The organism is Streptomyces sp. NPDC079167 (genome assembly GCF_040686735.1).
In the GTDB taxonomy this organism is placed as follows: domain Bacteria; phylum Actinomycetota; class Actinomycetes; order Streptomycetales; family Streptomycetaceae; genus Streptomyces.
Genome location: NZ_JBFBLO010000001.1, coordinates 246,221 through 272,340 on the forward strand (window position 1 = coordinate 246,221; position 26,120 = coordinate 272,340).

At 70.6% G+C, this 26,120-nt stretch carries 32 protein-coding genes and 1 tRNA gene; 21 read left to right on the top strand and 12 right to left on the bottom strand.

Annotated features, from left to right (window positions below; genetic code table 11):
- The first annotated feature begins 128 nt into the window (after positions 1-128).
- Positions 129-794 carry an HAD-IA family hydrolase gene (locus tag AB0P41_RS01170; protein WP_356707498.1) on the top strand — a complete coding sequence of 222 codons (666 nt, stop codon included), beginning with the start codon at positions 129-131 and terminating at the stop codon, positions 792-794.
- A gap of 61 nt (positions 795-855) precedes the next feature.
- On the opposite strand, the gene AB0P41_RS01175 is transcribed toward AB0P41_RS01170, so the two are convergent.
- Positions 856-1,590 carry an ABC transporter permease gene (locus AB0P41_RS01175; protein ID WP_356707499.1) on the bottom strand — a complete coding sequence of 245 codons (735 nt, stop codon included), beginning with the start codon at positions 1,588-1,590 and terminating at the stop codon, positions 856-858.
- 210 nt (positions 1,591-1,800) lie between these two features.
- On the opposite strand from AB0P41_RS01175, the gene AB0P41_RS01180 reads away from it, so the two are divergent.
- The 4 genes from AB0P41_RS01180 to AB0P41_RS01195 all read left to right on the top strand — a co-directional run bounded on the left by AB0P41_RS01180 (position 1,801) and on the right by AB0P41_RS01195 (position 5,649).
- Positions 1,801-2,445, top strand: a complete 645-nt coding sequence (locus tag AB0P41_RS01180; protein ID WP_356707500.1) for an HNH endonuclease family protein — start codon at positions 1,801-1,803, stop codon at positions 2,443-2,445.
- Positions 2,446-2,535: 90 nt separating this feature from the next.
- Positions 2,536-4,212: an alkaline phosphatase D family protein gene (locus tag AB0P41_RS01185; RefSeq protein WP_365929320.1), complete on the top strand. Its 1,677-nt coding sequence runs from the start codon at positions 2,536-2,538 to the stop codon at positions 4,210-4,212.
- 112 nt (positions 4,213-4,324) lie between these two features.
- Positions 4,325-4,783: a DoxX family protein gene (locus AB0P41_RS01190; protein WP_365929322.1), complete on the top strand. Its 459-nt coding sequence runs from the start codon at positions 4,325-4,327 to the stop codon at positions 4,781-4,783.
- A gap of 206 nt (positions 4,784-4,989) precedes the next feature.
- Positions 4,990-5,649: a VTT domain-containing protein gene (locus AB0P41_RS01195; protein ID WP_356707503.1), complete on the top strand. Its 660-nt coding sequence runs from the start codon at positions 4,990-4,992 to the stop codon at positions 5,647-5,649.
- Between the two features lie 15 nt (positions 5,650-5,664).
- On the opposite strand, the gene AB0P41_RS01200 is transcribed toward AB0P41_RS01195, so the two are convergent.
- From AB0P41_RS01200 to AB0P41_RS01220, 5 genes are all read right to left on the bottom strand, one after another.
- A complete protein-coding gene (locus tag AB0P41_RS01200; RefSeq protein ID WP_104785181.1) occupies positions 5,665-5,886 on the bottom strand; it encodes a DUF2277 domain-containing protein in 222 nt (73 codons plus the stop codon).
- 42 nt (positions 5,887-5,928) lie between these two features.
- Positions 5,929-7,314: a DUF1254 domain-containing protein gene (locus AB0P41_RS01205; protein ID WP_356707505.1), complete on the bottom strand. Its 1,386-nt coding sequence runs from the start codon at positions 7,312-7,314 to the stop codon at positions 5,929-5,931.
- Between the two features lies 1 nt (position 7,315).
- Positions 7,316-7,750: a hypothetical protein gene (locus AB0P41_RS01210; RefSeq protein ID WP_356707506.1), complete on the bottom strand. Its 435-nt coding sequence runs from the start codon at positions 7,748-7,750 to the stop codon at positions 7,316-7,318.
- Positions 7,751-7,879: 129 nt separating this feature from the next.
- A complete protein-coding gene (locus AB0P41_RS01215; RefSeq protein ID WP_365929324.1) occupies positions 7,880-8,224 on the bottom strand; it encodes a hypothetical protein in 345 nt (114 codons plus the stop codon).
- Between the two features lie 5 nt (positions 8,225-8,229).
- Positions 8,230-8,445 (bottom strand): hypothetical protein, encoded by a 216-nt coding sequence (locus AB0P41_RS01220; RefSeq protein WP_356707508.1) that lies wholly within the window; start codon positions 8,443-8,445, stop codon positions 8,230-8,232.
- A 238-nt stretch (positions 8,446-8,683) separates the two neighbouring features.
- On the opposite strand from AB0P41_RS01220, the gene AB0P41_RS01225 reads away from it, so the two are divergent.
- On the top strand, positions 8,684-9,247 hold the full coding sequence (locus tag AB0P41_RS01225) for a flavoprotein (protein ID WP_365929326.1): 564 nt from the start codon (positions 8,684-8,686) through the stop codon (positions 9,245-9,247).
- Between the two features lie 55 nt (positions 9,248-9,302).
- The gene (locus AB0P41_RS01230) at positions 9,303-9,848 is read left to right on the top strand and encodes an MOSC domain-containing protein (RefSeq protein WP_356707510.1); all 546 of its coding nucleotides are present in this window, start codon (positions 9,303-9,305) and stop codon (positions 9,846-9,848) included.
- 12 nt (positions 9,849-9,860) lie between these two features.
- On the opposite strand, the gene AB0P41_RS01235 is transcribed toward AB0P41_RS01230, so the two are convergent.
- Positions 9,861-10,337, bottom strand: coding sequence for a DUF6194 family protein (locus tag AB0P41_RS01235; protein ID WP_356707511.1), 477 nt, complete (start codon positions 10,335-10,337; stop codon positions 9,861-9,863).
- A 63-nt stretch (positions 10,338-10,400) separates the two neighbouring features.
- Between AB0P41_RS01235 and AB0P41_RS01240 the strand changes: the two genes are divergently transcribed.
- The gene (locus AB0P41_RS01240; RefSeq protein ID WP_356707512.1) at positions 10,401-11,126 is read left to right on the top strand and encodes a MerR family transcriptional regulator; all 726 of its coding nucleotides are present in this window, start codon (positions 10,401-10,403) and stop codon (positions 11,124-11,126) included.
- Positions 11,127-11,219: 93 nt separating this feature from the next.
- Here the strand turns inward: AB0P41_RS01240 and AB0P41_RS01245 are convergent, their stop codons facing one another.
- The gene (locus AB0P41_RS01245) at positions 11,220-12,506 is read right to left on the bottom strand and encodes an LAETG motif-containing sortase-dependent surface protein (RefSeq protein WP_365929329.1); all 1,287 of its coding nucleotides are present in this window, start codon (positions 12,504-12,506) and stop codon (positions 11,220-11,222) included.
- 465 nt (positions 12,507-12,971) lie between these two features.
- The gene (locus tag AB0P41_RS01250) at positions 12,972-13,550 is read right to left on the bottom strand and encodes a dihydrofolate reductase family protein (RefSeq protein ID WP_365929331.1); all 579 of its coding nucleotides are present in this window, start codon (positions 13,548-13,550) and stop codon (positions 12,972-12,974) included.
- Positions 13,551-14,169: 619 nt separating this feature from the next.
- On the opposite strand from AB0P41_RS01250, the gene AB0P41_RS01255 reads away from it, so the two are divergent.
- Together AB0P41_RS01255 and AB0P41_RS01260 are read left to right on the top strand one after the other, a co-directional pair.
- Positions 14,170-14,754, top strand: coding sequence for a hypothetical protein (locus AB0P41_RS01255; protein ID WP_365929333.1), 585 nt, complete (start codon positions 14,170-14,172; stop codon positions 14,752-14,754).
- A gap of 264 nt (positions 14,755-15,018) precedes the next feature.
- On the top strand, positions 15,019-15,390 hold the full coding sequence (locus tag AB0P41_RS01260; protein ID WP_365929334.1) for a hypothetical protein: 372 nt from the start codon (positions 15,019-15,021) through the stop codon (positions 15,388-15,390).
- Between the two features lie 461 nt (positions 15,391-15,851).
- On the opposite strand, the gene AB0P41_RS01265 is transcribed toward AB0P41_RS01260, so the two are convergent.
- Both AB0P41_RS01265 and AB0P41_RS01270 read right to left on the bottom strand, forming a co-directional pair.
- Positions 15,852-16,517 (bottom strand): YdcF family protein, encoded by a 666-nt coding sequence (locus AB0P41_RS01265; RefSeq protein WP_365929336.1) that lies wholly within the window; start codon positions 16,515-16,517, stop codon positions 15,852-15,854.
- Complete coding sequence (locus AB0P41_RS01270; RefSeq protein ID WP_365929338.1) at positions 16,514-17,308, bottom strand: GntR family transcriptional regulator; 795 nt, start codon at positions 17,306-17,308, stop codon at positions 16,514-16,516. Before AB0P41_RS01270 ends, AB0P41_RS01265 begins: the two co-directional genes overlap by 4 nt.
- Before the next feature lie 158 nt (positions 17,309-17,466).
- On the opposite strand from AB0P41_RS01270, the gene AB0P41_RS01275 reads away from it, so the two are divergent.
- The 9 genes from AB0P41_RS01275 (at position 17,467) to AB0P41_RS01315 (ending at position 23,441) form a co-directional block, all read left to right on the top strand.
- Entirely contained in the window at positions 17,467-17,799 is a 333-nt protein-coding gene (locus AB0P41_RS01275; RefSeq protein WP_030701162.1) for a hypothetical protein, read from the top strand.
- A 2-nt stretch (positions 17,800-17,801) separates the two neighbouring features.
- Positions 17,802-19,166, top strand: a complete 1,365-nt coding sequence (locus AB0P41_RS01280) for an FtsK/SpoIIIE domain-containing protein (RefSeq protein WP_365929340.1) — start codon at positions 17,802-17,804, stop codon at positions 19,164-19,166.
- 5 nt (positions 19,167-19,171) lie between these two features.
- Complete coding sequence (locus AB0P41_RS01285) at positions 19,172-19,849, top strand: DUF2637 domain-containing protein (RefSeq protein WP_030592913.1); 678 nt, start codon at positions 19,172-19,174, stop codon at positions 19,847-19,849.
- A 20-nt stretch (positions 19,850-19,869) separates the two neighbouring features.
- Positions 19,870-20,058 carry a mobile element transfer protein gene (locus tag AB0P41_RS01290; protein ID WP_365929342.1) on the top strand — a complete coding sequence of 63 codons (189 nt, stop codon included), beginning with the start codon at positions 19,870-19,872 and terminating at the stop codon, positions 20,056-20,058.
- Positions 20,059-20,073: 15 nt separating this feature from the next.
- On the top strand, positions 20,074-20,406 hold the full coding sequence (locus AB0P41_RS01295; protein ID WP_365929344.1) for a SpdD protein: 333 nt from the start codon (positions 20,074-20,076) through the stop codon (positions 20,404-20,406).
- A 92-nt stretch (positions 20,407-20,498) separates the two neighbouring features.
- Positions 20,499-20,681 (top strand): hypothetical protein, encoded by a 183-nt coding sequence (locus tag AB0P41_RS01300; RefSeq protein ID WP_365929345.1) that lies wholly within the window; start codon positions 20,499-20,501, stop codon positions 20,679-20,681.
- A 5-nt stretch (positions 20,682-20,686) separates the two neighbouring features.
- Entirely contained in the window at positions 20,687-22,099 is a 1,413-nt protein-coding gene (repSA, locus tag AB0P41_RS01305; protein WP_365929347.1) for a replication initiator protein RepSA, read from the top strand.
- The gene (locus AB0P41_RS01310) at positions 22,096-22,284 is read left to right on the top strand and encodes a helix-turn-helix domain-containing protein (protein ID WP_093693932.1); all 189 of its coding nucleotides are present in this window, start codon (positions 22,096-22,098) and stop codon (positions 22,282-22,284) included. Before repSA ends, AB0P41_RS01310 begins: the two co-directional genes overlap by 4 nt.
- Positions 22,284-23,441 carry a site-specific integrase gene (locus AB0P41_RS01315; protein WP_365929348.1) on the top strand — a complete coding sequence of 386 codons (1,158 nt, stop codon included), beginning with the start codon at positions 22,284-22,286 and terminating at the stop codon, positions 23,439-23,441. The genes AB0P41_RS01310 and AB0P41_RS01315 overlap by 1 nt, the downstream gene beginning before the upstream one ends.
- A gap of 68 nt (positions 23,442-23,509) precedes the next feature.
- Here AB0P41_RS01315 and AB0P41_RS01320 read toward each other — a convergent pair.
- Positions 23,510-23,584: transfer RNA gene (locus tag AB0P41_RS01320), tRNA-Val, on the bottom strand.
- Between the two features lie 206 nt (positions 23,585-23,790).
- On the opposite strand from AB0P41_RS01320, the gene AB0P41_RS01325 reads away from it, so the two are divergent.
- Positions 23,791-24,564, top strand: coding sequence for a DUF4097 family beta strand repeat-containing protein (locus tag AB0P41_RS01325; RefSeq protein WP_365929351.1), 774 nt, complete (start codon positions 23,791-23,793; stop codon positions 24,562-24,564).
- Between the two features lie 70 nt (positions 24,565-24,634).
- On the top strand, positions 24,635-26,002 hold the full coding sequence (locus AB0P41_RS01330) for a hypothetical protein (protein WP_365929353.1): 1,368 nt from the start codon (positions 24,635-24,637) through the stop codon (positions 26,000-26,002).
- Positions 26,003-26,120: the final 118 nt, after the last annotated feature.

Consider the following 26,120-nt stretch of genomic DNA (forward strand, 5'->3'; position numbering starts at 1 on the left):
TGTATCGTGGTGGAACAAAGTAGCCTCCGCTCGTTCTCCCTGACCGGCGGGCGGGGCTACTTGTTTTCCTCACCGCAATCTTCCTCACCGCAGCCACGAGCTGTTCCCCCGCGCTCTGGAGCATGCCGATGCCGGCCACCGTCCTCGAAGCCCGCGCCCTCCTGCTGGACATGGACGGCACCCTCGTGAACTCCGACGCGGTGGTGGAGCGCTGCTGGCGTCGCTGGGCGATCGCACAGGGGCTCGACCCCGAGGCGGCGCTCAAGGTGGTCCACGGCCGGCAGGGTTACGCCACGATGGCCGCCCTGCTCCCGGACCGCCCCATGGAGCAGAACTACGCGGAGAACCGGATCATGCTCGCCGAGGAGACCGCCGACACGGACGGGGTGGTGCCCATCGGCGGCGCCACCGCCTTCATGGAGTCGATCGCCGGCCTCCCCCACGCACTGGTGACCTCTGCCGACGAGGCGCTCGCCCAGGCCCGGATGACGGCCGCGGCGCTGCCGGTGCCGGAGACCCGCGTGACCGCCGAGATGGTCGGTGCCAGCAAGCCCGACCCCGAGGGCTTCCTCAAGGGCGCGGCCGAGCTGGGCTTCGACCCTGCGGACTGCGTCGTGTTCGAGGACTCCGAGGCCGGCATCGCGGCGGGCCGTGCGGCCGGCATGCGCGTCGTGGGCGTCGGCCCGCGCGCGGCGGCACTCTCCCCCGACGCCCATGTCGAGGATCTGACGCGGCTCCGCGTGGAGGCGGGCACGGACGGCTCGATCCGCCTGCACATCGAGGACTCCCTGTAGCCCCGCGCCCCTTGAGAACGGCCCCGCTCGGCACACAGCCCGGAGCGGGGCCGTTCTCGTCTCACTCCCGGTGCAGCACTCCCCGGGCGACGAGTTCCAGCACCAGCGCGACGGCGACCGCCTGCACCGCCATCAGCGCCACCAGGACGAAGAGCTGAACGGCGCCCGCCTCCACGGGTGAGGCGCCGCCCAGCAGCATGCCCACGAAGGCCCCGGGCAGGGTGACGAGCCCCACGGTCCGGGTCTGGTCCAGCCCCGGCAGCAGGGCGTCCGAAGCGGCGGGGCGGGCGATCTCCAGCCGGGCGTCCCGGTCGGTCAGCCCGAGCGCCATCCCCGCCTCCACCTCCCCGCGCCGCACCTCCAGCTCGTCCAGCGCGCGCCGCCCGCCGAGCACGGTCGCGGTGAGCGCGCCCCCGACGAGGATGCCGGTGACCGGGATCAGGACGATGCCCCGCGCCGGAAGGATCCCGGCGAGCAGCAGCGCCGTCACGACCGGCGCGACGCCCGCCGCGATCGGCACGGCGGCCCACCACCAGGTCCGGTTACGGGTGATCCGCCGGCCGGCGGTGCGCACCGCGACCGCGAACATCAGCGCCAGGAACCCGAGCAGGGGCCCCAGGGAGCGCACCACCCAGCCGATGAGCAGGGAGACGACGGCCAGCTGGACCGCGGCCCGGAGCCCGGCGACGGCGATCTCACGCGACCTGCCGAGCGAGGCCCACGCCGCGACGGCGGTGGCGCACACCAGGAGCACGGCGAGCGCGACACCGAGGGCAGGACCGACCGGAAGCAGCACGCGGCCACCCTAAGGGCCGCCGCCCCGTCAACCCGCGTACTCGAACAGCCTTCGGACGGGACGTCAGACCGACCGCCCTACCCCTTGATGTGACGTGCGCATGTCGTCACTCTGTTACCTGGCGACCACCCCACCGAAATTCGGCGCCGCCACGATGGTCCGGCTCGACAGGTCGCCCGCTCAACATCCCCCCACACCAAGGGAGTTCAGATGTCCGGTATCTACGCGCGTCGCATAGCCGTCGTCGCAGCCTCGGCCGCGCTCGCCGCCACCACGGGTCTGCTCACGGCCCCGACCGCCCAGGCCGCGATGCCCACCCCGGTCAGCGCCTCGACCGCCCGTACGTATCTGGGTCAGCTCACCGTCTCCACCGAGGGCTCCTCGTCCGGCTACAGCCGCGACAAGTTCCCCCACTGGATCACCCAGTCGGGAGCGTGCAACACCCGCGAGGTGGTGCTGAAGCGTGACGGCACCGGCGTCGTCCAGGACTCCTCCTGCGCAGCGACCAGCGGCAGTTGGTACTCCGAGTACGACGGCGCCACCTGGACCGCCGCGTCCGACCTGGACATCGACCACATGGTCCCCCTCGCCGAGGCCTGGCGCTCCGGGGCGAGCGGCTGGACCAACGCGGAACGCCAGTCCTTCGCCAACGACCTGTCCCGCCCGCAGCTCATCGCGGTCACCGACAACGTCAACCAGTCCAAGAGCGACCAGGACCCGGGTGAGTGGCTTCCGTCACGCACCGCCTACCGCTGCACCTACGCCCGCGCCTGGGTGCACGTGAAGCACTACTACGACCTCACCGTCGACTCCACCGAGAAGAGCGCCCTGCAGTCCGTCCTGAACGGCTGCTGACCCTCCCGCCCCCGGCGGAACCAACCCGCCCTCCTCCGTCGTTCCGTACCCTACGGAGCCATCGACGACGGCGACGCGAGGAGGGCACACATGGCCGGGCTACGCCTGGGACCGCTGCTGAGGTACGTCGACTGGGAGTCCGGCTCCCGGGCGACGGTCTGGGTGGAGGCGACCAGGCCCTGCACGGCGGAGGTCCGCTGCGCGGACGGGGCGGGCGGGGCCTCCCCCACCTTCGCCGTCCAGGGGCACCACTACGCCCTGGTGGTCGTGACGGGCCTCACCCCGGGCTCGACCACGCCGTACGAGGTGCTGCTCGACGGCCACCGCGTATGGCCGCCCGAGGACTCCCGCTTCCCGCCGAGCACCATCGGTACGCCCGCCGTGCACCGGCCGGACGACATGGATCCGGTCCGGGTCGCCTTCGGGTCCTGCCGATGGGCGGCCCCGCCCGCCCACGGGCACGACGCCATCGGCCCCGACGCCCTCGACGCGCTGGCCACCCGCCTCGCAGCCGACCCCGGCGCCGTACGCCCGGACGTCCTCCTGCTCCTCGGCGACCAGGTGTACGCGGACGAGACCTCGCAGGCCACACAGAGACGGCTCGCCGCCCGCCGGGATCTCGACGAGGCCCCCGGCGCGGAGGTCGCCGACTACGAGGAGTACACCCACCTCTACGACGAGTCCTGGCGCGACCCGGACGTGCGATGGCTGCTCTCCACGGTCCCCAGCTGCATGATCTTCGACGACCACGACGTCATCGACGACTGGAACACCAGCGCCGCCTGGGTCCAGGACATGCGCCGCACCCCGTGGTGGCACGAGCGCATCGTCAGCGGGCTGATGTCGTACTGGGTCTACCAGCACCTCGGCAACCTCTCCCCCGACGCCCTGGAGGCCGACCCGGTCTACGCGGCGGTGCGCGCCGCCCCGGACGGCACCGAGACCCTGCGCGACCACGCGGCGGCCGCTGACGCCGACCCCACGCGGACCCGCTGGAGCTACCGGCGTGTTTTCGGACGAGTACGGCTGCTGATGGTCGACACCCGGGCGGCCCGGTCCCTCGACGAGCGGCAGCGGTCGATGCTGCGCGAGGAGGAGGAGCGGTGGCTGCGCGAGGAGGTGCTCGCGGACCCCGGCGCGTACGACCATCTGCTGATCGGCACCTCTCTGCCGTGGCTGCTGCCGCCTCTCATACACGAGGCGGAGACGTGGAACGCCGCGCTGTGCCGAGGGGACCGCGGCGAGCGCTGGGCGCGCCGTGGGGAGAAGGTGCGCCGGGCCGGTGACCTGGAGCATTGGGCCGCGTTCCCGGAGTCGTTCCGCCGTCTGTCGGAGCTGCTGAGGGAGGCGGGCAGCGGACCGGACGCGCCTGCGACGGTATGCGTGCTCTCGGGCGATGTGCACCATGCGTACATCGCCGAGCCCCAGTGGCCCGGTTCCGCCCCGGACGGCACTCCCGCCGCTCACGTCCTGCAACTGACCTGCTCTCCCGTCCACAACTCCATCCCGGCGTACGTGCGCGCCGGCTTCCGTTTCGGCTGGAGCCGGGTGGGCCGGTGGCTCGGGCGCGCGCTGGCGCTCCACGGGCGGACGGGAGGCCCGCCGATGCCCTGGCGCAAGACCGGGGGGCCGTGGTTCGGCAATCAGCTGATGACCCTCACCCTGCACGGCCGGAAAGCGGCACTGACATTGGTTCAGGCCAGAGCCAGGCCCACGGGAGCACAGCTCGAGACCGTTCTGGAGCGCTCCCTGACCTCGAACGAATGACCAATTTTCAGCCACTCGACAGAATGTTGAACTTGCAAGCAATAGTGAGGTCACCCTAACCTGAGGGGCCCCGATCGGTTCACGTCCCCAGACCGAAGGAGCCCCACCCCCCATGTTCATATGTCTGAACCGGGCCCAGCCCTACGCCCTCGGCCTTTTCCGCATCGTCATCGGCTTCCTCTTCGCCTGCCACGGCGCCGCCTCGCTCTTCGGAGTCCTGGGCGGCTCCATGGGCGGCGGCACCGTCCCCGCCGGCACCTGGCCGGGCTGGTACGCCGCGGTGATCCAGCTCGTCGGCGGCATCCTGGTCGCGCTCGGCCTCGGCACCCGCGTCGCCGCGCTCGTCTCCTCCGGCTCCATGGCCTACGCGTACTTCAAGGTGCACCAGCCCGAGTCGCTGTTCCCCCTGCAGAACGGCGGCGAGGCCTCGGCCGTCTTCTGCTGGGCCTTCCTGCTGCTGGTCTTCACCGGCCCCGGCGCCATCGCCCTGGACCGGCTGTTCTCCTCGCGCGGCGGCTCCGCGAGCGAGAGCGAGCCCGCCCGCGAGAAGGCCCGGGCCGTCTCGGTCTGACCTCCACGCTCCCCGCACCCCGGCCCCCCTCCTCCCGAGGGGGGCCGGGGTCGTACGTGACCTGCGCGACATCGGCCGCCGAGCCGGTGAATACCAGGTGAACCGCGTGAACAGCAGGCGTACGCTGTACAGCTGGCCCTGCCGCTCCTGCCGCTCCCCTGCGACGTCGCGGCGTTGACACGGAACACGGGAACGGGGAGTAGAAAGTGCTCGAGAGTGTGGGTGCGCTGACCGGCAGCCCATGGATCTACGCGGTGGTCGCCCTCTCGGTTCTCCTGGACGTCTTCCTGCCCGTCCTCCCCAGCGGCGTCCTGGTGATTACCGCGGCCACCGCCGCGGCCGCGAGCACGACCACCGTCACCGCCGTGGCCGGGGAGGCCACCCGGCACGTGCCCTCGCTCCTCGTGCTGACCCTCTGCGCCGCCAGCGCCTCCGTCCTCGGCGACCTCGTCGCCTACCGCCTCGCCTGGCGCGGTGGTGCACGCCTGGACCGTGCCATCGCCCGGTCCCGCCGCCTCACCTCCGCGCAGGAACGCCTCGGCGCGGCGCTGAGCCGCGGCGGAGGGGCGCTGGTCGTCGTCGCCCGCTTCGCCCCGGCCGGCCGCTCCGTCGTCTCCCTGGGCGCGGGCGCCGCTCACCGCAAGGTGAAGGAGTTCCTGCCCTGGTCGGCCGTGGCCGGAGTGGCCTGGGCGGTCTACAGCGTGGGCCTCGGCTACTTCGGCGGCCAGTGGCTGGGCGCGGGATGGCTGGGCACGGCCGTCTCGGTCCTCGCCCTGTTCCTGGCGGGCGCACTCGCGGCGGTCGTCGTCCGGCGCCCCGCGCACACCTCACCCGCGCCCGTCGCGGGAGCCCCCGCCGGGACCTGACGGCCCGCGCGTCACTCAGACCCGGGCCGCGCCCCGTATCTCCAGGCCGTCCAGCAGCCGCTGGGTGGCCTCGGTGATCTCCTCGACGGCACGGTCGAAGACCTCCTGGTTGTGCGCGGCGGGCGCCCGGAAGCCCGAGACCTTGCGCACGTACTGCAGAGCGGCGGCTCTCATCTCCTCCTCGGTGGCCTCTTCGGGGATGGACGGTGGACGAAGCGTCTTGATGCTGCGGCACATGTCTCCAGTGTGCGACGCGCCACTGACAACGCGCCTGACGGCCTACGGACCCGGCGCGTCCCCGAGCCGCCGGAGCGCGGGGACGACGTAGCTCCCGTCGAGAACCGCCTGGCCGGGGAGGTGGAGCCGCAGCACCGGCCGGAAGGCGCCGGCCGGAAGCGGCAGCCAGTTCGCCGCGCCGGCCGCGTCCGCAGGCCGGTGCGCGGACAGGCGCAGCGTCAGCGACCCGTCGTCGCCGTGGACGATCCCGGGTGTCCGGTCCCCGATCACGTACCGGCCCGCGGCGTTCGTCACCAGGTGGCCCCCGGGGCTGTCGTACGCGGTCAGCGACCAGAACGCCCCGACCGGCGGCGGCTGCGCGAGGTGCAGCGCATAGCTGTGGGCCCCGTCGAGCGGGCGGCCCCGGGAGTCACGGGACGTGTGGGCGTACACCGCCTCGTACCCATGGGGCAGCCGGCGTCCCCGCCGGGCAGCCACCGCCCTGACCAGGTATGACGCCTCCCGGTCGGGAATCTTCCACTCCGGTGAGCGGAGCGTGCCGACGCCGAGGTGGTCCAGGTTGTAGTCGCGCAGGTGCGGAACCATCCGCCAGGCACCCGGGGCGCCGTCGGCCGGGACGGTGTGCGGGCGTGCCGTCTCCTCCACCCGCAGCCGTCCCAGCGCGAGCCCCCGCCGCAGCGCGCGTACGAGGCCGGGCCCGGCCGACACGTACGGCGAGAGGCCCTCCTCCAGGAGCCCCAGGGGCTGGAAGCGGTCCTGGTAGGCGCGATCGGCGGGGGCGGGCGGGAAGTCGGCCATCCAGACCCGGAGCTCCTCGAAGAACCGCAGCTCGCCCGGGACGCCGGACTCGGCCGCCGGGAGCCCGGTCCGGTGGGCGCGGTCGCCCAGATGCGTGAGCGTGAGCTCCTGCTGGAGCGCCCTGACCCGGGGCATGTCCTCCGGCCCGTCGCAGGCGAGGCGGCCGAGGACGGAGACGACGGAGGTGGGCGCGTCGATCACCCCCGACACCACATCGGGGACGGTGCCGGCCCAGCCGGGCGGCACGACCAGCCAGTCCCCCTCGTCCGTGCCGGTGGCCCGGGTGCCGATATAGGCGAAGGCGTTGCCCCAGGCGTCGACGAACTGGAGGACGTAGTACGCCCCGCCGGTGTCCGGGACGTGCAGCCTCACCGGCCCTCCGGAGAGGTCGAGCTGGGCGAGCGCGTCGACGAGGTCGGCCGGGGCGTACGGAGTGTGCGTGCCGGGCGTGGCGGGTCCGTCCGCGTGGGCGAAGTCGTTGAAGGGCGCGGGTGCCGGCGTCCCGCAGCCCTCCTGGAGACAGGCCTGGACGGCTGACAGCTGACGGACGAGCGGGGATCCGTAGACGTACGCGTCGGCGGCCAGCGCCGTGAGCGCGTCCGGCTCCAGGCCGCCTCGCGCCGGGTTCACGTCAGATGACCGGCTTCGCCCGGTGGGCGCACAGGGCCCAGATGACGAAGGTGTCGAGCGCGATGGAGATGATCGCCCACACCGGCTGGTACGGCAGCCAGATGAAGTTGGCGATCAGGTTCAGGGCCGCCAGCCCGATGCCCACGCCCCACGCCCAGGCCGCGCCCTTGAGGATGCTCCATCCGACGAGCGCCAGGACCACCCCGAGGATCAGGTGGATCCAGCCCCAGGCGGTGATGTCGAACTTGAACGTGTAATTGCTGATGCGCGTGTAGACGTCGTCGGAGGCGATGCCCGCGATTCCCTTGACGATGGCGAGGATGCCGTCGACGAGGAGCACGACCCCGGCGAACATCGCCCCGGTGGCCGCCCAGGGGCTGCCGGGGGCGGGGCCGGAGGGGCGCGAGGAGCCGGGGGCGGACGCTGACTGGGTCATGGGATTCCTCCACTCGACGGGCCGCACCGGAGCACGGTGGGCAGATCCGACCCTGTGCGACGGCCTCACCGGCCACGACCCGGACGCGCCCGTTGGGGTGACGGTCCTTCCCTGGGCCCGCCACCCCGGTCAGGGCGCTCCCACGGTCACGACCTGCCCCCGCGCGTCGACGGTGAGCACCACCCGCTCGACCTTGTTGGTCAGTGCCAGGACCGCCCAGACGGCGCCCCAGAGACAGCACGAGAAGACCGTCAGAAAGGCGTGCAGCACGTGGTTGACCGACTGGCCCCTCACCAGCACGGCCTGGCTTCCGGACCGCGACTCCACCCGCCATCCGGTGGCGACCCGGCGGCTCACCACCCAGTCCAGGATCAGGCCCCGCTGCGTGTCGTCGGGTGCGCCCGCGCTCGCCCCGTAGTAGCCGGGGGGCGGTTCGAGTGACGCCTCGTGCCGGTGTGCACCTCGACGCTTCACGGGACTCACCTCCAGGTTTCGAGGTCTCCGCCCCGCCACTCGATCAACTCCGGCTGGTCCAGGTCGATCTCCCCGGCCCCCTCGGCGAGGCCGGCCCGTCTGAGGAACGAGGCCACGTCACCACGCCCGTGCGCCAGCCCCACGATCTGTCCGCGCACGGTCACCCGTCGCCCACCGGTCGGTGAGGGCGGGTACACGATCACAGGCGGATGTCCGGACATGCCTCCACGGTCCCCCGTGCCTCGTCGCCTCGCATCCCGGAGCAGCCGGGAGCCGCCGGGGGCGGCCGGGAGCGGCCGGGGGCGGCCGGGAGCGGCCGGGGACCGGCCCGCTCGGCAGCAGCACCGCCTCATGCGCCAGGACCTCGGTGTCCGGACTGGGACACTGGCGTACGAGCGGCCGCCGGGTACGCCTGTACCGCCGGCCGGCAGGGCAGAGCGACGCAGGGCGGGGACAAGGGTGACAGCAGGCAGCCGCGGGGTGCTGGGAGTCGTGGGCACGGCCACCGACGGAGTGGAGACGCTGCGCACGGGGCTGGTCGAGCCGGCCGTCGCGCTGGGCTGGCAGGTGGCCGTGACGCTCACCCCGAACGCCGGGCGGTGGCTCAGGGCGAACGGTGAGTGGGACCGGCTGGAGTCGCTGACCGGCCTGCCGGTGCGGGACACGCCCCGCCTGCCCTCGGAGCCCCGCCCGCATCCGGTGGTGGACTGCTACGTCGTCGCGCCCGCGAGCGCGAACTACGTCGCCAAGCTCGCCACGGGTATCGCCGACAACCAGGCCCTGACGCAGGTGAGCGAGGCACTCGGCACGGCCGGCGTCCCGGTGGTGGTCTTTCCCCGGATCAACGCCGCGCACGCGCGGCACCCGGCGTGGGAGACCCACATCGCGACACTGCGCGGGGCAGGCGTCGAGCTGGTGTACGGGCCGGAGGTCTGGCCCCTGTACGAACCGCGGCAGGGCCCGGAGGTACGGGAGCTTCCGTGGGCGGCGATCCTGGAACGCCCGGCTGTGGGCCCGCGTTGACGCCGGGCCTCCTTAGGATGGCCCGGAGCACACGGGCCGACACGCGGGGTGGGACATGGCAGGCCGGGTCACAGCGGTGAGCAGCAACGGGACGTACTCCTTCAGCAAGCCCAACCGTTCCTCCGTCACCCTGCTCGCCGGTCTCGGTGTCGAGGGGGACGTCCACGCGGGCGAGACGATCCGCCACCAGTTCCGCATGACGTACGAGCCGGACCTTCCCAACCTGCGCCAGGTGCACCTGATGCACGAGGAGCTCTTCGACGAGCTCGCCCTCAGGGGTTACGCCGTAGCGGCGGGCCTGCTCGGCGAGAACATCACCACCCGCGACGTCGACCTGCTCGGGCTCCCGACGGGCACCCTGCTGCACCTCGGCGCGGAGGCGGTGGTGGAGCTGACGGGCCTGCGCAACCCGTGCGCGAAGATCAACGACTTCCGGCAGGGCCTGCTCGGCGAGATGTTCGCCATCGATCCGGTGTCGGGGGACTTCACGTTCAGGTCCGGCGTCATGGCCGTCGTCCGCCACGGCGGCCCGGTCCGCCCGTACGACGCGGTGGAGGTCGAGCTCCCGCCGGCCCCGCACCGCCCGCTGGAGCGCGTCTGAGGGTGTGCGCTGCTACGAGCTCGGCGCCGACCCGGTCCGTCGCTCGTGACGCGTACGTGCGAGGTGATGGGCTTCGCGCAGCAGCCGGCGCACCACTTCGTCGGTCCGCCTGCCCGGATCGACCACCGCGAGCCAGCCGACGGACCCGTAGACCGGGTGCGCGATCACGGTGTCGGTGACGCTCGGGTCGCCCTCAGGGGCCGGCTCGCGCGGCGCGTGGCCGGTCCAGTGCCTGAACGCCTCCTTCCCGGCGCCGATGTTGACGCGGAAGGTGCCCGGGCGGTCCAGGCGCGACGCCTCGTCGCCCGGGTAGTTCTTCGTCACGATCGTCGCGAAGGGCTGGGTCGCTTCCGGCGCGACGCCGTCGGGCGCGTAGGAGAAGAACGTGTCCCCCCAGCTGATCTCGGGCGTTCCGTCGCCGGGTGCCGGCCTGACGGCCAGCACCCCGCCGAGGCCCTCCACGAAGTCGGTGATCTCGTCGATGGTCATGTGCTCAAGCGTTTCATTAAGGTGCATGTGGAGGCTTTGGACGGGAATCCGGAGGAGTGACGGGTGGCAACCCTCAAGTCGTCGGCCATGCGCACGGTCGACGTCGCGCGACGGGCGGGGTACTCCGTCCAGCAGATCCGCAACCTCGAACGCGACGGCGTCCTGCCGCCGACGACGCGTACGGCCTCGGGCTACCGGCTCCACGGGGAGGCGCACGTCCGGTCGGCGCTGGCCTACCGGGCCCTCGCCGCCGCCACGGGCCCGGTCGAGGCCAAGCGGATCATGCGTACCGTGCACACACGCCCGGTCGGTGAGGCACTCGCGCTGCTCGACGCGGCCCACGCCCGGCTCGACCGGGAGCGTACGGATCTGGGGCTCGCCAGGGAGGCCGTGACGGCGATCTCCGCCGAACTGATCGAAGACGTACGCCCGTCGGACTCGATGGGCGTCTCGGAACTCGCCGCCGCCCTCGGAGTGCGCCCGTCCACGTTGCGGCACTGGGACGCGGAGGGCCTCGCCGTTCCGGACCGGGTCCCTCCGCGGGGGGCGCGACGGTACTCACCCGCGCAGACCCGGGACGCCCGTATCGTGCACCAACTACGCGGCGCCGGCTACCGGATCGACCCGCTGCGGGCCTTGATGCCGAGCCTGCGGCGCGGGCCCGGAAGGGAGGAGACCGAAGCCGCCCTGGCTGCCCGGGACGCGAGCATCGCGGCTCGCTCCCGCGCTCTTCTCGATGCCGCTGTGCCGGTCCGTTCGCTGCTGACGGCCCGTCAGGACGCGGGCTGAGCCGTGTCACCACAGAGGGTCCGGCACCGTTCGGTGCCGGACCCTCTGGTCAACGCGTGCGACGGGCGCCTGGCCGGCACCTCACCTCATGCGTCAGGAGTGCGAACCCGCCTTGCGACGGCGTACGACGAACACCGCGCCCGCACCGATCGCCAGGGCCGCGCCGCTCGCGAGCGCGAGCTGCGAGGTGGCGGAGGACGAGCCGGTGGCGGCGAGGCTGCCGCTCACGGGACTGGCCGACGCGCCGCTCTGCGGCTTGAGGCCCGAGGGCTTCGGCTTGGACGAGGGCTTGGCGTCCGGGACCTTGCCGGGGTTGCTGCCCGCGGCGGCGATCATGAACTCGTAGCCCTCGAGGTCCGGGCTTCCGCCGCAGGTGCCGTCGCCGTTCCAGTAGTCACCGGCGACGAAGGTGACGCCGTTGCCCGCCGGGGCCTCGGCGTCGACCGTGAGGCGCAGCTTGATGTCGGCGTGGGCGCCGGCCTTCAGCGGGCTGATCTTCTCGATGTAGTTCTCGTTGTCGACGTTCTTCCACGTCGAGGACGAGGCGGACGACCACTGCAGGTGCACCAGGTGGTCGAGGTCGTTGCGCCCGCTACGGTCGGTCGCGTGGGCGTAGACGAACGGGAACACCTCGTCCAGCGTCTTGTCGGTTCCGTTGGTCACGCGGAGCTTGAAGTTGACCTTCGTGCCGGCGACAACTGTGGACGGCAGTCCCGTGACGACGGTGGTGAGCTTGGGCTCGGGGACGCAGGTGTCGTCCTCCCCGCCACCCTCGCCGCCCTCGGCCTCCTCTTCCTTCGCCTTGGCGAGCGCCGCGTCGGCGGCGTTCTTGTCGGCGAGCGCCTGCTTCGTGACCTTCTGCGCCTCACCGATGGCCCGAGCCGCGGCGACCCGCTCGTCGTCGCACGCGGTGTCGGCCTCCACGGCCTTGGCGTCGGCGGCGGTCTTCGCCTCGTCGGCGGCCACGGCGGCGGCCTCCGCCTCGGTGACAGCGGCCGCCGCGGCGGCCTTGTCCTCGTCGGTGGCCGTGTCAGGAAGAGCCTCTACGGCCACCTTCGCGTCGACGACCGCTTGGTCGGCGGCGGTCTTCGCGGCGGCGGCCTCTGCTGCCGCCTCCTCGGCGGCCTTCGCGGCCAACGCGAGGGGAGAGTTCTCGTCCAGGGACTCCAGAAACGCCTTGGCGGCGTTCTCGGCCGCCAAGGCGTCGTCGTACGCCGCCTGCGCCGCGGCGGCGGCCTTTTCCAGCTCCGCGACGGACTGCTTCTTCTGCGTCTGCGCCGTCGGCTTGTCGTCGGCGAACGCGGGGGTGACCGACAGCAGGAGCGCAGGCGTGGTCACTGCGGCGGCAACAGCTGTGGCAAGTATCTGGCGGATCTTCACTAGAGCCCTTCGGGGTCCGAGAAAGAGAGAAGGGGTCGCAGCGGAATGGGACACACATACGCGACTTGAGGTGATCGTATGACCGGGAAGAGGGTTGGCCGTCACATTTTCTTCACCTGCTTACCGCCGCCACTCGCTCCGGGGCAGACAGAAAAGACGAATGGGTGCAGTTGCTTTCACCACCTGTGCTTTCGCTGTGAGGAAGGCCACATCACTTCTGAGGTACCACGGGACGGCGACCGGGCCGGCTACCTGACGCTGGTCTCCTCCCGCATCTCCGAGGCGTCACCGGCGTGGCAGCGCATCATCGCGGCCCTGGCCCACCGCGCCGAGCGGCGCGGAAACGCCGGACGCGACAGCTGACCGCCCTGCGCGGCCATCGGGTCCGATGCCCCGTGACGCACGCCGTCGTCGAACCCGCCAGGCCACGACAGCAAGCGTGCTGCCGGTCAGCGGCAACTGGCGTCAGACGTGCAGGGCGGGCCGGTAGACGAGCTCCTGGACACGGCCGTCGAGCGTCCGGTGCTCGATCAGTTCGAGGTCGAAGTCGGCCGCACCGTGGAAGACCGGGTCCAGCCCGGACTGCCCCGTGATCACGGGAAAGAGCGTGACCTGGAGGCGGTCGACCAGGCCGGCGGCCATCAGTGCCCGGTTCATCGACAGGCTTCCGTGGGACCGCAAGGGCACCTCGGACTCCTCCTTGAGCCGGGCGACGACATCGACGGCGTCGCCGCTCGCAACGGTCGCATCCGGCCAGTCGAGGGGCCCTTCCAGCGTGGACGACACCACCGTTGCCGGCAGACTCCTCATCTGTGTGACCCACGGGTCACGCACATCGGACTCCGGGCTGCTCGCCGCCAGCATCCGCGCGAACGCGCGATAGGTGTGGGCACCGAAGACCATGCGCTGCTCCTCGCGGTACAGACCGAGGCGGCGGTCGAGGAGTTCGGGGCCTTGCTTGCCCCAGTAGCCGGTCCAGTCACCGCCGGCGGCACCGAAACCGTCGAGGCTGGAAAAGACATCGAATGTGTAGGTGGCGGCCATGGCGCTCTCCTCGGCTGCGATGAGTCGCGTACATGGATGAAGACCGGAAACCACGGCGAAACTCATCGCTGCCGAAATCCTGGACGCTTGCGACATCCGCTTGGTGCGCCCCGTGCTCCGTCCGTCACGGACTCCCGGTGAAGCGGACGGACCAGGCACAGCCACTCAGGCTGTCGTGCGGAACCCGCCGGACCTCTCTGACCTGGCGATGATCATGACCTCGTCCGCGACAGCCCCGGCCGAGCGCGAGCGACGCGTCGGTGGGAGGTTACGGACAGCTACGCCCCCGAAAAGGGACCCGTAAGTGTCCCCAACTTCCCATCGACCGCCCGCCTCGCGCAACGGCTCGGCCGCGATCACGGAAATGGCCCCCGGTCCGACTGGACCAGAGGGCCCAAACAGGTTCTCACCTGCACATTCCTACGGTGGGCGCGGACGGTTTCGAACCGCCGACATCTGCTTTGTAAGTTCGGCCGGACAGCTCTCCCTCATGCTTGCGCCATGGGCATGAGCGCTGCTGGCGGCCGCCAGTTGCCGCCATGGTGCGCCATCGTTGATGTCAACTGCGGATGTCAGAGATCCCCCTCGATGCAGGCCTTGGGCACCGTACTATCCGGAGATGGAACCAGTTGTCACCGTGGCTGTGGTTGCGGGCAGCGCTTCGATCGCCGGGGCTGCCATTGCCGCCAGTTTTCAGTATGCGAGTAAAGCTAGAGAAGAAAAACGCCTCGCCCGCCTGGCGCAAATCGAAGCCGACACACGAATTGCCGACGCCTTTGCGACTTTGATGGGCAAGGCTCACGGGCGAGGCCAGACTCATCTCAGCGAGGCGGCATTGCCGATCCTTTTCGAGGGCGAGCTACTCGATGAGACTCGAAATGCCTTGACTCGAATAGTCACAGGCCAGAGCGAGCACAGAGCCGAGGCCCGGGCCGACCGTGCGCTCGATGTAGCAACTCTTCGAACCGTGGGAGTAGGCAAGGCCGATATGGATGCGGCAATCCAGGTGATCGCACAACTAGGCCTCAAACACTCCCTTCTGACGCGCCCCGCGTGGGTTGGACTTGAAGGGCGTAACGAATTTCAACCAGTACACGAATGTTCTGAGCTAGTAACGCGCCTCAAGCAATTCGAATCAGAGGAAATCATGCGTTTGCGGCGCAGCCGCTGGTCCCGCCTTCTCAGTTGGCTACGAGGCCGATAAAAGCGGAAGCGTTAAGCCGGTGGAGCGGGTTGGTCGTTCTACCGATTCTGGGTCGAGCACGATAAGAAGGACCTTACGCCGACTGGCAACTCGGGCAGGAAATGAGCTGACAGTGATTGCTAGGGCTGGTCGGGTCGGAACCCTTCCACCGCTCCGGGAGAGCGCTTCTGCTGAACTCTGGGATGCGACGACGCTTTCCCGGTAGTCTCCTGGTTCGGAGTGTGGTCCAGAGACGGAGTCAAAATGCCGAGTTGGATAGTGCCGATGGGGGCAGCGCTCCTTGGTGGGCTGAGCGGCGGCCTGTTGGCACCGTGGGCCAAGGCGAGGTTCGACCGCCGTCACGAACGGCACCAGGCGTTCGATCGAACGATAGCCGCAGTCAATGCGGTGCTGTACGCGTATACAGCCCCCACCGAGGTGTCCCGCGCTGAGCTTGGCAATAGCAGCTATGCACAGGATTTTCTTGACCAGCTACGCCCTCGGCGGATGGAGCGATTCTTCGACGCCACCTTCGCCATGCGGCAGGCGATTGCCGAACTGGAAGCCCACTACAAGGTGGTCTGGGATCCGGACCGATTCCAATTGGACCCGCAGGAGCTGGCCCGGCTGGTTGAACAGCTAAAACGGGCCAGGTAGCCCATCAACTCACCACTCACCCCGGCTCCCATCCCGTCCGCCTTCGACCCACACACCGTGGAGCAGTCGTGGTTCAGGGCGTCAAGGTGGAGCGCGCCACTGTACGAACGACCTTGACGCCCTGGGCCGCGACTGCTCGGCTCTGCCTGGGTCGAAGGTGGTCGGGATGGGAGCCCCCACGACGCTCGCCCCGCTCCGGCCGGCACTCGCGAACGGCGCCCCGTCCCATCCCGGAGTCTGAGCGCCCCCGCCGGAGGCATCCTCTTGAAGCCGCGGGCTTGGTTCTCGGTCTCATGCCCCACGGGCCTATCCACTGCGGGCGCGCGTCGGCGGCGGCAGCGCCGAGCGGGCCGAAGGCAGGAGCGCGGGCGCAGCCAGAGCCGGGAAGCGCGCCCGGCGGAGCGGAGCGCAGCCGGGTGCCTTGATGAGGTAGAGAAACCTGTAACAGCTCTCAGGCTCGGTCAAGAAGAGGGTGAATCCGTCGCGAGGAGTCGGCTGGTGAAACCGGCTTGGCGGAGGCGCTGGTACGCCTCGGATACGTCGGCAGGTACGGGCTGGCGGATCATGAATCCCTGATCGGGGTAGATCATCAGCCGTTGCAGTGCGCCGACCAGCATGTCGATCACCAGACGTGCGTCACCAATCGAGTTCACATACTCGTCCAGCGTCATGGGTGTCGAGGCGCTGACGATCTCAACTTCGGGCCACAGCTTGCGGGCCGTGGCGTATGCCCGCCGTTCCTCGTACGGCTTACTGATCAGGAGTACGGAGGCCACCTCAACGCCCTCCTTCTCCAACACATCCCGCGCGAAGCGGATGTTCTCACCTGTGTTGCGGGCCCTGGGCTCCACAAGGACAGCAGACCCGGGCACCCCCAGTTCGACTGCCCGCTCCCGGTAGTGGACAGCTTCACCCCGGGGCATCCGCTCCCTCGTCGTGGGACTCGTGGCCCCGGTGAAGAGGAGAAGCGGCACCAGCCCGCGCTTGTAGAGGTCTACCGACGTGTCGGCTACTCCGAGGTCATGGCTGCCGAGCCCAATGGCAACAGAGCAGGGCTTAAGGGCATGTCCCATCTGGTGATAGCTCCAGATGCCCCGGGCGTCTTCCCAGTCCTGCGTGGTGATCACTGAGGGCTTCCCTTGTCCGTCGCCGAGTCGGGCACCTGAAACTTGTACTCCCAGGCGAAGCGCGATGCCGCGTGTACCCCGATGGCGAACTCCACCACCGTGCCATCGGCTGTGTACGTCGTCCGGTGCAACTCGACGACGGGTTCTCCTGGGGGCAGTTGGAGGAGCTTCGCTTCGTCGGCCGTGGCCGTCCGAGCGAAGATCTGCTCCTTCATGTGGTCGATCTCGTAACCGGCGTCATAGAGCACCCGGAACCCTCCACCTCGGCCGGCCGGTCCAGGAGTCGGGTCAACGAGGCGGGTTCCTTCGACATGCTCGGGCCGGTAATAGCTGGTCAAGCAGTGGGTGGGCTGCTGACCCTCCTTCACAAGTCTGGCCCGCGCGTACACCTCAGCCCCTGCGGGCAACCCATGTGCTTCGGATGCGGCGAGGGGAGCCTCGACGAGGCTGACCGTCTGCGTCTGCTCGTTCCGGCGGTAGGCGCGACCACTTGCTACGCGGTCCGCAATGAACGCCACTTCGTCGCCATCGCGCCACTTGGCCTTGTCGTATCGATCGATACCGAGCCGCTTGAGCGGAACCCGCTGGCGTACGACCGTGCCGTGCCCTCGGGATGAAGTGACCAGGCCTTCGGCTTCGAGAGCCTTGTAGGCGGCGTGGACCGTGGACTTAGAGCCCTCACCAGCGTCAACCAGATCCCGAATATGCGGGAGCTGCGCGCCCGGACCATACTCACCCGCCTTGATCTGCTCGGCCAGCTTGTCTGCCAGCTCGCGCCACTTAGGCGTCATCCCGAACTCCTCTCGTCGGAGCCAAGTCAAACACAGTCCCAGGACTGTTGACAGTCCCGAGACTGCGGCCCATAGTCTTGCTTAGCGAATCGCAGTCCCAGGACAGCGAACGCCGAGGGTCCTCTTTGGGCTGCTCCACACGATTCAGGGAGTATCAGATGCCGTCCTTCAAGATCGACACTTCGACCGCTGTCGTGTTCGTGGCGACGCCTCCGACGCCGAAGCTCGTGAGCAAGCAGACCGGCGAGATCGCCATCGACCGGGAGACCGGCGCCCCGCTCGCGACGGTGGGCCTGCTCGTTGCGGACGAGGGTGAGGGCAACCTCTACCAGGTGACCGTGCCCAACACGGGCGTCCCGGAGAACCTGGCCCCCGGCACCCCGGTCACGGTCGTCGGCCTCAAGGCCCGCGACTGGGAGAACACCTTCAACGGCCAGACCCGGCACGGGATCAGCTTCCGCGCGGTCGCTGTGACCCCGCTGGGGGCCTGATCATGACGGACCTGTCCACGGTGATCGAGGTTGCGGGGGCCTTATCGGCCGCCGGTGGCCTCGGCTACGCCAAGGCCCGCTCCCCTCGGGTGTTCTGGTCGCTGGTTGGTGCCCCGGTCGCCCGGGTCCGGTTCTCGGTGACGTATCGGGCGACGATGGATGTGTGCGGGCTGACGGTCCAGCCGTCCCGCCTGCGGGCGTTCATGGTCCGCAACGTCGCCCGCCAGGAAGTCCAGCCCGTCCCCCCGCAGGTCCGCCGGGTCCGCTACTCCTCGACCGGGATGCGGGCGACGCTGCGCCTCCCGGCCGGTCTGGAGCCTGCAGACGTGTCCGCCGCATCGGAACGGCTCCGCCACGCCTGGGGCGTCCACTCCGTCCACGTGGTCGAGGTCAAGCCGGGGTTCGTGGAACTGCGGATGACCGGCTACGACGTCCTGCGCCGGGTCAAGATGCCCCGCCGACTCCCCCGCAACACCACCGCTGGCCCGCTCGTCGTCCCCGTCGCTCTGCGCGAGGACGGCACGGCATTCGTCCGGGACTACCAGAAGGTCCCGCACGCCCTGACGGTCGGCGCGAACCAGTCGGGCAAGTCGATGTATCAGCGCAACCTCATCTCCCAGCTAGCCAAGCTCCCGGTCGGCCTGGTCGGGATCGACTGCAAACGCGGGGTGGAACAGCGCGGCTACGCACCCCGCCTCTCCGCCCTCGCTATCACCCCGGACGAGGCTGACGGACTGCTGGAAGCCCTCGTCGGTGAGATGGAGGAGCGCTTCGACCTCCTCAGTTCCCACGGTGTCTCGGATCTGTGGGCTCTGCCCGCGAAGGTGCGGCCGGTGCCGCTGGTCGTCCTGGTCGATGAGGTCGCGGAGCTGTTCCTCGTCGCCGTGAAGAAGGACGAGGAGCGGCGGGACCGGATGGTGATGCGGATGATCCGGCTCGCGCAGATGGCCCGCGCCGTGGGGATCTTCCTGGAGGTGTGCGGGCAGCGCTTCGGCTCCGACCTCGGCAAGGGCGCCACCGCCCTGCGGGCCCAGCTCACCGGCCGTGTGGTGCACCGGGTCAACGACAAGCAGACTGCCGAAATGGCCCTCGGGGACATCGCCCCCGAAGCGGTCTTCGCCGCCACCACCATCCCCCCGGACCGTCCCGGCGTCGCGGTGGCCGGGGACTCCTCCGGCGGCTGGTCCCGCATCCGCACCCCCGCCATGACCCCCGCCCAAGCCGTGGCCGTCTGCCACGAGTACGCGCACCTCACCCCGCACCTCGCCGCTCTGGCACCCTTCCGGCCGGCCGTTTCCGCCGCCCCCACTCCGAGCCCGTCGCTCCTCAAGCCCGGCCTGGTGCGGATCCATCTCGAAGGAAGGTGATTCCCGTGCCCCGCATCCGCATCGACGCCGTGCTCGTCCAGGCCGTCATCGCCGGTGCCCTGTCCTTCGCGCACCTACATGACCTGGCCGAAGCGGCAGGGCAGGACGGCTGGAAAGCCTGGGCCTACCCGATCAGCGTCGACCTGCTCCTGGTCGCGGCCTGGCGGCGCATGCGCACCACCGCCGACAACCGCGCCGCCTGGGCCTGGTTCATCATCGCCCTCGCCGCCTCGCTCGGCGCGAACGTCGCCACCGCCGGACTCCTCGACCTCAACGACGTTCCTGCCTGGCTGCGCATCCTCGTTGCTGGCTGGCCCGCCCTCGCCTTCCTCGGCGGCACCCTCCTCGTTCACGCCCCCACCGCCGCGCCTGAGGCCGATCCCAAGCCCGCTCCGGTGCCTGCACCCCCGGTTGCTCCGGCTCCCGAACCGGCTGCGGACGTGACGGTGGAGCGGGCTCCCGAACCCGCCCCGGAACTCCCCGCGGCTTCATCCGGCGAGCCCGCTCCACCCTCGGCCCCGGCTCCGGCGGTGACGGTTCCTCCGGCTCTGCTCGACCATGCCCGGAAGCTCTCCGACGCTCACGAGGCCGCGACCGGTGCACGGATCGACGCGGCCACCCTGCGCGCCCGCCTCGGCGTCCCCGCACCCCTCGCCGACGCCATCACCACCCAACTCGCCTAAGCCACAAGGAGGTTCACGTCATGCCGCGTCCGAACCGCTTCACGAACGTAGTCCGCTTCGGCCCCGTTCAGGTCGGCACCTACTACGACGGCCGGGGCCGCACCAAGCACGTCGCCGCCTGCACCGCACCCCGCTGCGACTTCTCCGCCGACTACAACAGCCGCGCCGCCGCCGAACTCGCCGCCCGCACCCACCGCTGCAACCCCTGACAGGAGGCCCCACCCGTGTTCACCCCGAAGATCCCGCCCCCGGACACCGCACCCACCCCCGGAACGTCCCTCGTCCAGCCGCTCACCGGCCTGGTGCATCCTCCGGCCTGCACCTGCCACCACGCCCCGACCGTCCCGGCCCCGGTTCCGGCTGCTTCGCCCGCCCGGCCGGCCGTTCAGCTCACCCCGGGCTCGCTGCTCGTCGCCGCCGCTGGCGGGACCGCCATGGTCCTCGTCGTCGGCGCGGTCCTGGTCTCGATGCTCCTGGCCACCGCGATCACCGCCGCCTCGGTCGCCTTGTGCGCCGTGGTCCTGCGCTCGCTGCTCAACCGCCCGAACAACCGCTAACCGACCCCCGGGGCGGCCTCGGTCGCCAAACTTCCGCCGCCCCGGGCGCCCACCACTTCCAGATCCAACGGACCCGAAAGGGAAGACCCATCATGCCTCAGCACATCCGCCCCCGGCCGATCTGCGGCCACTGCGACGGCTTCCCCGCCGTCACCATCACCACCGGAACCCGCACCCCCAACGGGCAGCGCCAGACCATCACCGCCCACTGCCCCGCCTGCCGGGGCACCGGCCACACAACCACCGCTCGCGCCCACACCAGGATCGGGGCCTGAGCGCTATGACCACCGCTGCGACCGCGGCGGGCCTGGACCCGGCCACCCTGGGCGATCTGCTCCGGGTGGCCGGGTCTCCCGGCTTCGACCGCCTCACCGAACAACTCCGCCGCACCGGAGGCTGCTCCCAGCCCATCCACCTCACCGGTGCCACCAAGACCATCGACCGGGCAACCGGCACCCTGCTGCACCACTACTCCACGGACACCGAGCCCGGGGGCCGGTTACGGATCGCCTGCGGCAACCGCCGCGCCTCCCGCTGCCCCGCCTGCGCCTGGACCTACGCAGGCGACACCTACCACCTCATCCGCGCCGGACTCACCGGCGACCCCGACAAAGGCACCCCCACCACGATTCGGGATCACCCCCGGGTCTTCGCCACGCTGACGGCCCCGTCGTTCGGCCCGGTCCACAACCGGCCCAGCAACCGCACCTGCCGCTGCGGGACCCGGCACCCCGAGGACGCACCGGAGCTGGGCACGCCCCTCGACCCCAGCACCTACGACTACACGGGGGCGGTGCTGTGGAACAACCACGCATCCGACCTCTGGCGCTACTTCACGATCTACCTCCGCCGCGAAATCGCCCGCCGCGCCGGACTCACCCAGAAAGCCGCCCGCGAACAGTCCAAGGTGTCCTTCGGCAAGGTCGCGGAGTACCAGAAGCGCGGTGCTGTCCACTTCCACGCGGTCATCCGCTTCGACGGACCCGACGGCCCCGACACCCCTCCCCCGGCCTGGGCCACCCTCGACCTCCTGGACGACGCGATCCGCGCCGCCGCCGCCCGCGTCGAAGTGGTTGTGCCGGCCGTTTCGGAAGCCGGGATCACCCAGGGGTGGACGCTGCGGTGGGGCACGCAGCTCGACGTGCAGCCCATCGGCGCGTTCGGCAACGGCGAAGACCTCACCGAACAAGCCGTCGCCTCCTACGTCGCCAAGTACGCCACCAAAGCCGCCGAGACCACCGGCACCGTCGACCACCGGATCGGCAACAAAGAAGCCCTCGTGCTCCTCGACGTGCCCGAGCACCCCCGGCGGCTGATCGAAGCGTGCCTGGACCTGCACCACGCCTACCCGGAACGCAAGCTCCGCGACTGGGCCCACATGCTCGGCTTCCGCGGCCACTTCTCCACCAAATCCCGCGCCTACTCCACCACCCTCGGAGCCCTCCGCCAGACCCGCGCCGACTACCGCGCCGCCGAACAACGCGCCGCCCTCGGCCTCCCCGACCCCGACGACCACCCCGAAGCCACCACGCTCACGCTCGCCCACTGGGCCTACGCCGGAAACGGACACACCCCCGGCGAATCCTGGCTCGCCGCCAACATCCACCGCGACATCCAACACAACCGCGAAACCGCCCGCGAACACCGCGCCGAGCTGCAAGACCAACTCGCTCTGGAAGGAGCCGCATCGTGACGACCGCCACCGCCGAACTCCTCACCGTGCCCGAGGTCATGGCGCGGCTGAAGCTCGGACGCTCCACCGTCTACGACCTGATCCGCTCCCGCCGACTGACCTCCATCACCATCGGCCGGGCCCGGCGCATCCCCGCCGACGCCGTACGGGACTTCATCGTCAACGAGATCGAGGAAGCCGCCTGATGCCTCCCCAGCGCAAGCGCAACCCGAACGGCGCGGGCACCATCACCAAGCGCAAGGACGGTCGCTATCAAGCCGCGGTCTACGTCCTCCAGCCGGACGGCACCCGCGCCCGGAAGTTCGCCTACGGCAAGACCTGGGCCGAGTGCGACGCCAAGCGCCGTGACCTGCTCGCCAAGGTGGACCAGGGTGTACCCGTGCCTACGCGGTCGGCCAAGCTCTCCGAGTGGCTGCCCTACTGGCTGGAGAACATCATCAAGCCGCGCCGCAAGCGCACGACCTACGCGAAGTACGAGACGCACATCCGCCTCTACCTCGTGCCCATGCTCTGCTCGAAGCGCCTCGAATCGTTGAGCGTCGCTGACGTCCGGCGCTTCCTGGTCCGGCTGGAGCAGCAGACCACCGCAGCGACCGCCAAGGAGTCCCACCGCGTCCTGCGTACAGCGTTGACGGCTGCCTGCCGGGAGGAACTCGTCATGCGGAACGTGGCGACCCTCGTGGAGCCGCCCTCGGCAGAAGCGCGGGACCTCTCCCCCTGGTCGCTCGACGAGACCTTGACCTTCCTCACCGCCGCCAGGAAGGACCCGCTCTACGCGGCCTTCGTCCTCGCCATCGCGCTCGGCTTCCGCCGTGGGGAGATCGTCGGCCTTCGGTGGGAGAACGTGGACCTCGACAAGCGGGAGATCCGGGTCCGCACTCAGCGGCAGCGTGTCCGCGGTGAGGCATACGAGGACGATCCCAAGGGGCGTCGCAGGAAGCAGACGCTTCCCCTGCCTGCCCTGTGCGTCGCTCCGCTCCGCTGGGAACGTCTACGGCAAGCGGCCCTGCGTGAGGCTGCCGGTGATCAGTGGGAGGAGACGGGCTACGTCTTCACCACCCGATCCGGTCGGCCGATCGAGCCGCGCAACCTGTACCGCTCGTTCACCCGGGTTGCCGGAACTGCCGGGCTCCGTGTGATCCGGCTGCACGATGCCCGTCACGGCTGCGCGACGCTGCTGACCGCGGCCGGCGTCCCGCCCCGTGTCGTGATGGAGATCCTCGGGCACAGTCAGATCGCGGTCACGATGAACATCTATGCCCACGTCGTCCAGGACACGCAGCGCGAGGCCGTGAGTCACCTGGACCGCATGCTGAAGCGGCAGCGTCCCGACCGTGGGTGACCACGCCCGTTGATGTCAGAAGTAGATGTCAAAGGCCCCCACCCATGATCGGTTGGGGGCCTTTGTGCTGGTGGGCGCGGACGGTTTCGAACCGCCGACATCTGCTTTGTAAGAGCAGCGCTCTACCCCTGAGCTACGCACCCGTGGATGAGGCAACAGGTTACATGGCCCGCGCCCCCCGGCCGCAATCCGGTTCCTGGCGGGGTCCGGTCAGGGCCTGCGGACCGCGGGCCCGGCGTACGGGGGTTACCCCCACCCTCGAGACGGTAGCCGTCCGGATCGTCGCGGGGGTGGGCCCGTACATACGGTGGAGGCACATTCGCCGGCGCTCTCAGGGGGACCCGACACCATGACCATCCGTACACGACGCACCGACGCACTCGTGGCCACCGCAGGTACCGTGCTCCTCGTGGCCGCGCTCAGTGGCTGCGGGAGTGCGGATGCCGAGGACTCCGCCGCCGAGCACAAGTCGTTCGCGTTCAGCGGGGACGCGCTCACCATCGACGCCGAGAACTCGACCCTGGATCTCGTGCCGGCCGACGTGGAGCAGATCGAGGTCACCCGCCGGGTCGACGGGTGGGTCGTGCTGGGCAGTGGGCCGGATCCCGTGTGGAAGCTCGAGGGGGACGAGCTGAGGCTCCGGGTGAAGTGCCACGCGGTGATCAGCAACTGTGAGGCGCACCATGAGGTGAAGGTGCCCCGTGGGCTGGCCCTGACCGTGCAGGGGGACAACGGGAAGGTCACCGCGTCCGGCTTCAGTACCCCGCTCAAGATCACCGCCGACAACGGCGGCGTCGACGTGCGTGACATCTCCGGGCCGCTGGAGCTGGTCTCCGACAACGGCTCGGTCGCGGCTGAGCGGATCTCCGGGAGTTCCGTGATCGCCCGTTCGGACAACGGGGCGGTGCGGATCGGGTTCGCACGGGTCCCGGACCTGGTGGACACGGTGAGTGACAACGGGAGTATCTCCATCGATCTGCCGGCCGGGAAGAGTACGTACGCGGTGTCCGCCCAGGCCGACAACGGTGACGTGTCCGTCGACGTGCCTCGGAGCGAGAGCAGCAAGCACGTGGTGAGGGCGCGCAGCGACAACGGTGAAGTCACCGTCCGAAGTGCGAACTAACCGGCCCGTGCGTTCGTCCTAACTGGTGGGAGAATGAACCGGGCAGGGCGAATCGGCACGGGAGAGGGATGTGACGGCGACACACACGCAGCCGCAGGCGAAAGCGAGTGTTGGTTCCGCCGTCAGGGACGTCCTGGTGCTGATGCTGCTGCCGGTCCCGCTGGTCGCCACGGCGCTGCCCGGCGCCTTCGCGGGCGGGGGTACGCGCCGTTGGTTCGGGGGGCGCGGGGAGAATCAGCGCGCCGACGCGCAGGCGGCGAAGGACGCGGCGGCGGCCGCTTTCTACGAGCTGGACACCGCCCAGCGCGATCTGCGGATCTCGATCGAGACGATCACCGCCGTGGACAGTTCGCCCCGCGCCCGCAAGGCCGTGGACGACTTCGCGGCGCTGGGCCGGCGGATCGACGCGGTCAGCCACGAGTACATCACCGCGGTCGACGCCCATGACCTCGACCGGGACGATCTGGAGCCTTCCGCGGCGGCCGGTGCGCGGACCCAGCTGACCCGGGCCAAGGACGATCTCGTACGGGTGAAGGGTGAGCTCGACCGGTTCGCCCACGGGCTCGGGACGCTGCTCAGCAGCGCCGAGTCCCAGCTCGCGCGGCTCGCTCCCGCTGTGGAGCGGGGTCGCCAGGCATTGCTCGCCGCGAGTAACGCGCTGGACACGGTGCGCGCGTCAGGGCTGCGGGCGGACGATCTCGCGGCCCGGCTCGCGGCTCTCGCCCCGGAGCTGACCAAGCTCAACCAGGGCGCCGGACAGCACGGTGTGGCGGAGACCCTGCAGCGTGCGGACAAGGTGCTGCGGGACGCCGAAGCGATCCGGGCGGAGGCGGAGCAGCTTCCCGAGCGGGCCGCCGAGATCGACCGCAGGCTGGTGTCGCTGCGCACCCGGGCCCAGGCGCTGACCACGCGCGCCGGACAGGTCGAGCCGGTGCTCAGCGAGCTGCGGCGGCGTTTCTCGGCCGCCTGCTGGCAGGACCTGCAGCCGGTTCCCGAGCAGGCGGCGGTCAATGTCCGGCAGGCCGAGGCGAAGCTGGCGGAGGCCGCCGAGGCGCGGTCCGAGCAGCGCTGGCCGGATGCGACGTCCCGGCTGAGCACGGTCCGGGCGCTGCTCAACGCGACCGACGAGGCGGTGTCCGCCGCCGGGGACCGGCTGCGGCGGCTCGACGCGGTGGCGAAGAACCCGCAGGCGGAGATCGACCGCACCAGGTTCGCGATCCGGGACGCCCAGCGCCTCGCCATGGCCGGGCGCAACACGCCCGACCCGCGGCACGCCCGCCCGCTCGACGATGCCGTGGCCCGGCTGGAGCGGGCGATCGAAGGGCTGGACGGGCGCCACCCCGACTACTGGCACTTCCTCACGGAGACCGAGGCCGTGCGGCAGGCGGCGACCCGGGTGGTCTCCGCGATCCGCGAGGACCTGGGCGGCGGCACCTGAGCGCGCCGGAGGCGGCGGGTGCGCCGGGCAGAAGCTGAGTCCGGGCCCGGTGGCGCGAGCGCGCCGGAGGCGGCGGACAGGGCTGAGTTGTCGGCGGCGGTCCGCGGGTCGATCCTGG

What these genes read in the sequence shown, in the direction of transcription:
- AB0P41_RS01170 (WP_356707498.1), top strand. Translation starts at nt 129, where the DNA reads ATGCCGGCCACCGTCCTCGAAGCCCGCGCCCTCCTGCTGGACATGGAC.
- AB0P41_RS01180 (WP_356707500.1), top strand. Translation starts at nt 1,801, where the DNA reads ATGTCCGGTATCTACGCGCGTCGCATAGCCGTCGTCGCAGCCTCGGCC.
- AB0P41_RS01185 (WP_365929320.1), top strand. Translation starts at nt 2,536, where the DNA reads ATGGCCGGGCTACGCCTGGGACCGCTGCTGAGGTACGTCGACTGGGAG.
- AB0P41_RS01190 (WP_365929322.1), top strand. Translation starts at nt 4,325, where the DNA reads ATGTTCATATGTCTGAACCGGGCCCAGCCCTACGCCCTCGGCCTTTTC.
- AB0P41_RS01200 (WP_104785181.1), bottom strand. Translation starts at nt 5,886, where the DNA reads ATGTGCCGCAGCATCAAGACGCTTCGTCCACCGTCCATCCCCGAAGAG.
- AB0P41_RS01210 (WP_356707506.1), bottom strand. Translation starts at nt 7,750, where the DNA reads ATGACCCAGTCAGCGTCCGCCCCCGGCTCCTCGCGCCCCTCCGGCCCC.
- AB0P41_RS01220 (WP_356707508.1), bottom strand. Translation starts at nt 8,445, where the DNA reads ATGTCCGGACATCCGCCTGTGATCGTGTACCCGCCCTCACCGACCGGT.
- AB0P41_RS01230 (WP_356707510.1), top strand. Translation starts at nt 9,303, where the DNA reads ATGGCAGGCCGGGTCACAGCGGTGAGCAGCAACGGGACGTACTCCTTC.
- AB0P41_RS01235 (WP_356707511.1), bottom strand. Translation starts at nt 10,337, where the DNA reads ATGACCATCGACGAGATCACCGACTTCGTGGAGGGCCTCGGCGGGGTG.
- AB0P41_RS01250 (WP_365929331.1), bottom strand. Translation starts at nt 13,550, where the DNA reads ATGGCCGCCACCTACACATTCGATGTCTTTTCCAGCCTCGACGGTTTC.
- AB0P41_RS01255 (WP_365929333.1), top strand. Translation starts at nt 14,170, where the DNA reads ATGGAACCAGTTGTCACCGTGGCTGTGGTTGCGGGCAGCGCTTCGATC.
- AB0P41_RS01260 (WP_365929334.1), top strand. Translation starts at nt 15,019, where the DNA reads ATGGGGGCAGCGCTCCTTGGTGGGCTGAGCGGCGGCCTGTTGGCACCG.
- AB0P41_RS01270 (WP_365929338.1), bottom strand. Translation starts at nt 17,308, where the DNA reads ATGACGCCTAAGTGGCGCGAGCTGGCAGACAAGCTGGCCGAGCAGATC.
- AB0P41_RS01275 (WP_030701162.1), top strand. Translation starts at nt 17,467, where the DNA reads ATGCCGTCCTTCAAGATCGACACTTCGACCGCTGTCGTGTTCGTGGCG.
- AB0P41_RS01280 (WP_365929340.1), top strand. Translation starts at nt 17,802, where the DNA reads ATGACGGACCTGTCCACGGTGATCGAGGTTGCGGGGGCCTTATCGGCC.
- AB0P41_RS01290 (WP_365929342.1), top strand. Translation starts at nt 19,870, where the DNA reads ATGCCGCGTCCGAACCGCTTCACGAACGTAGTCCGCTTCGGCCCCGTT.
- AB0P41_RS01300 (WP_365929345.1), top strand. Translation starts at nt 20,499, where the DNA reads ATGCCTCAGCACATCCGCCCCCGGCCGATCTGCGGCCACTGCGACGGC.
- repSA (WP_365929347.1), top strand. Translation starts at nt 20,687, where the DNA reads ATGACCACCGCTGCGACCGCGGCGGGCCTGGACCCGGCCACCCTGGGC.
- AB0P41_RS01315 (WP_365929348.1), top strand. Translation starts at nt 22,284, where the DNA reads ATGCCTCCCCAGCGCAAGCGCAACCCGAACGGCGCGGGCACCATCACC.
- AB0P41_RS01325 (WP_365929351.1), top strand. Translation starts at nt 23,791, where the DNA reads ATGACCATCCGTACACGACGCACCGACGCACTCGTGGCCACCGCAGGT.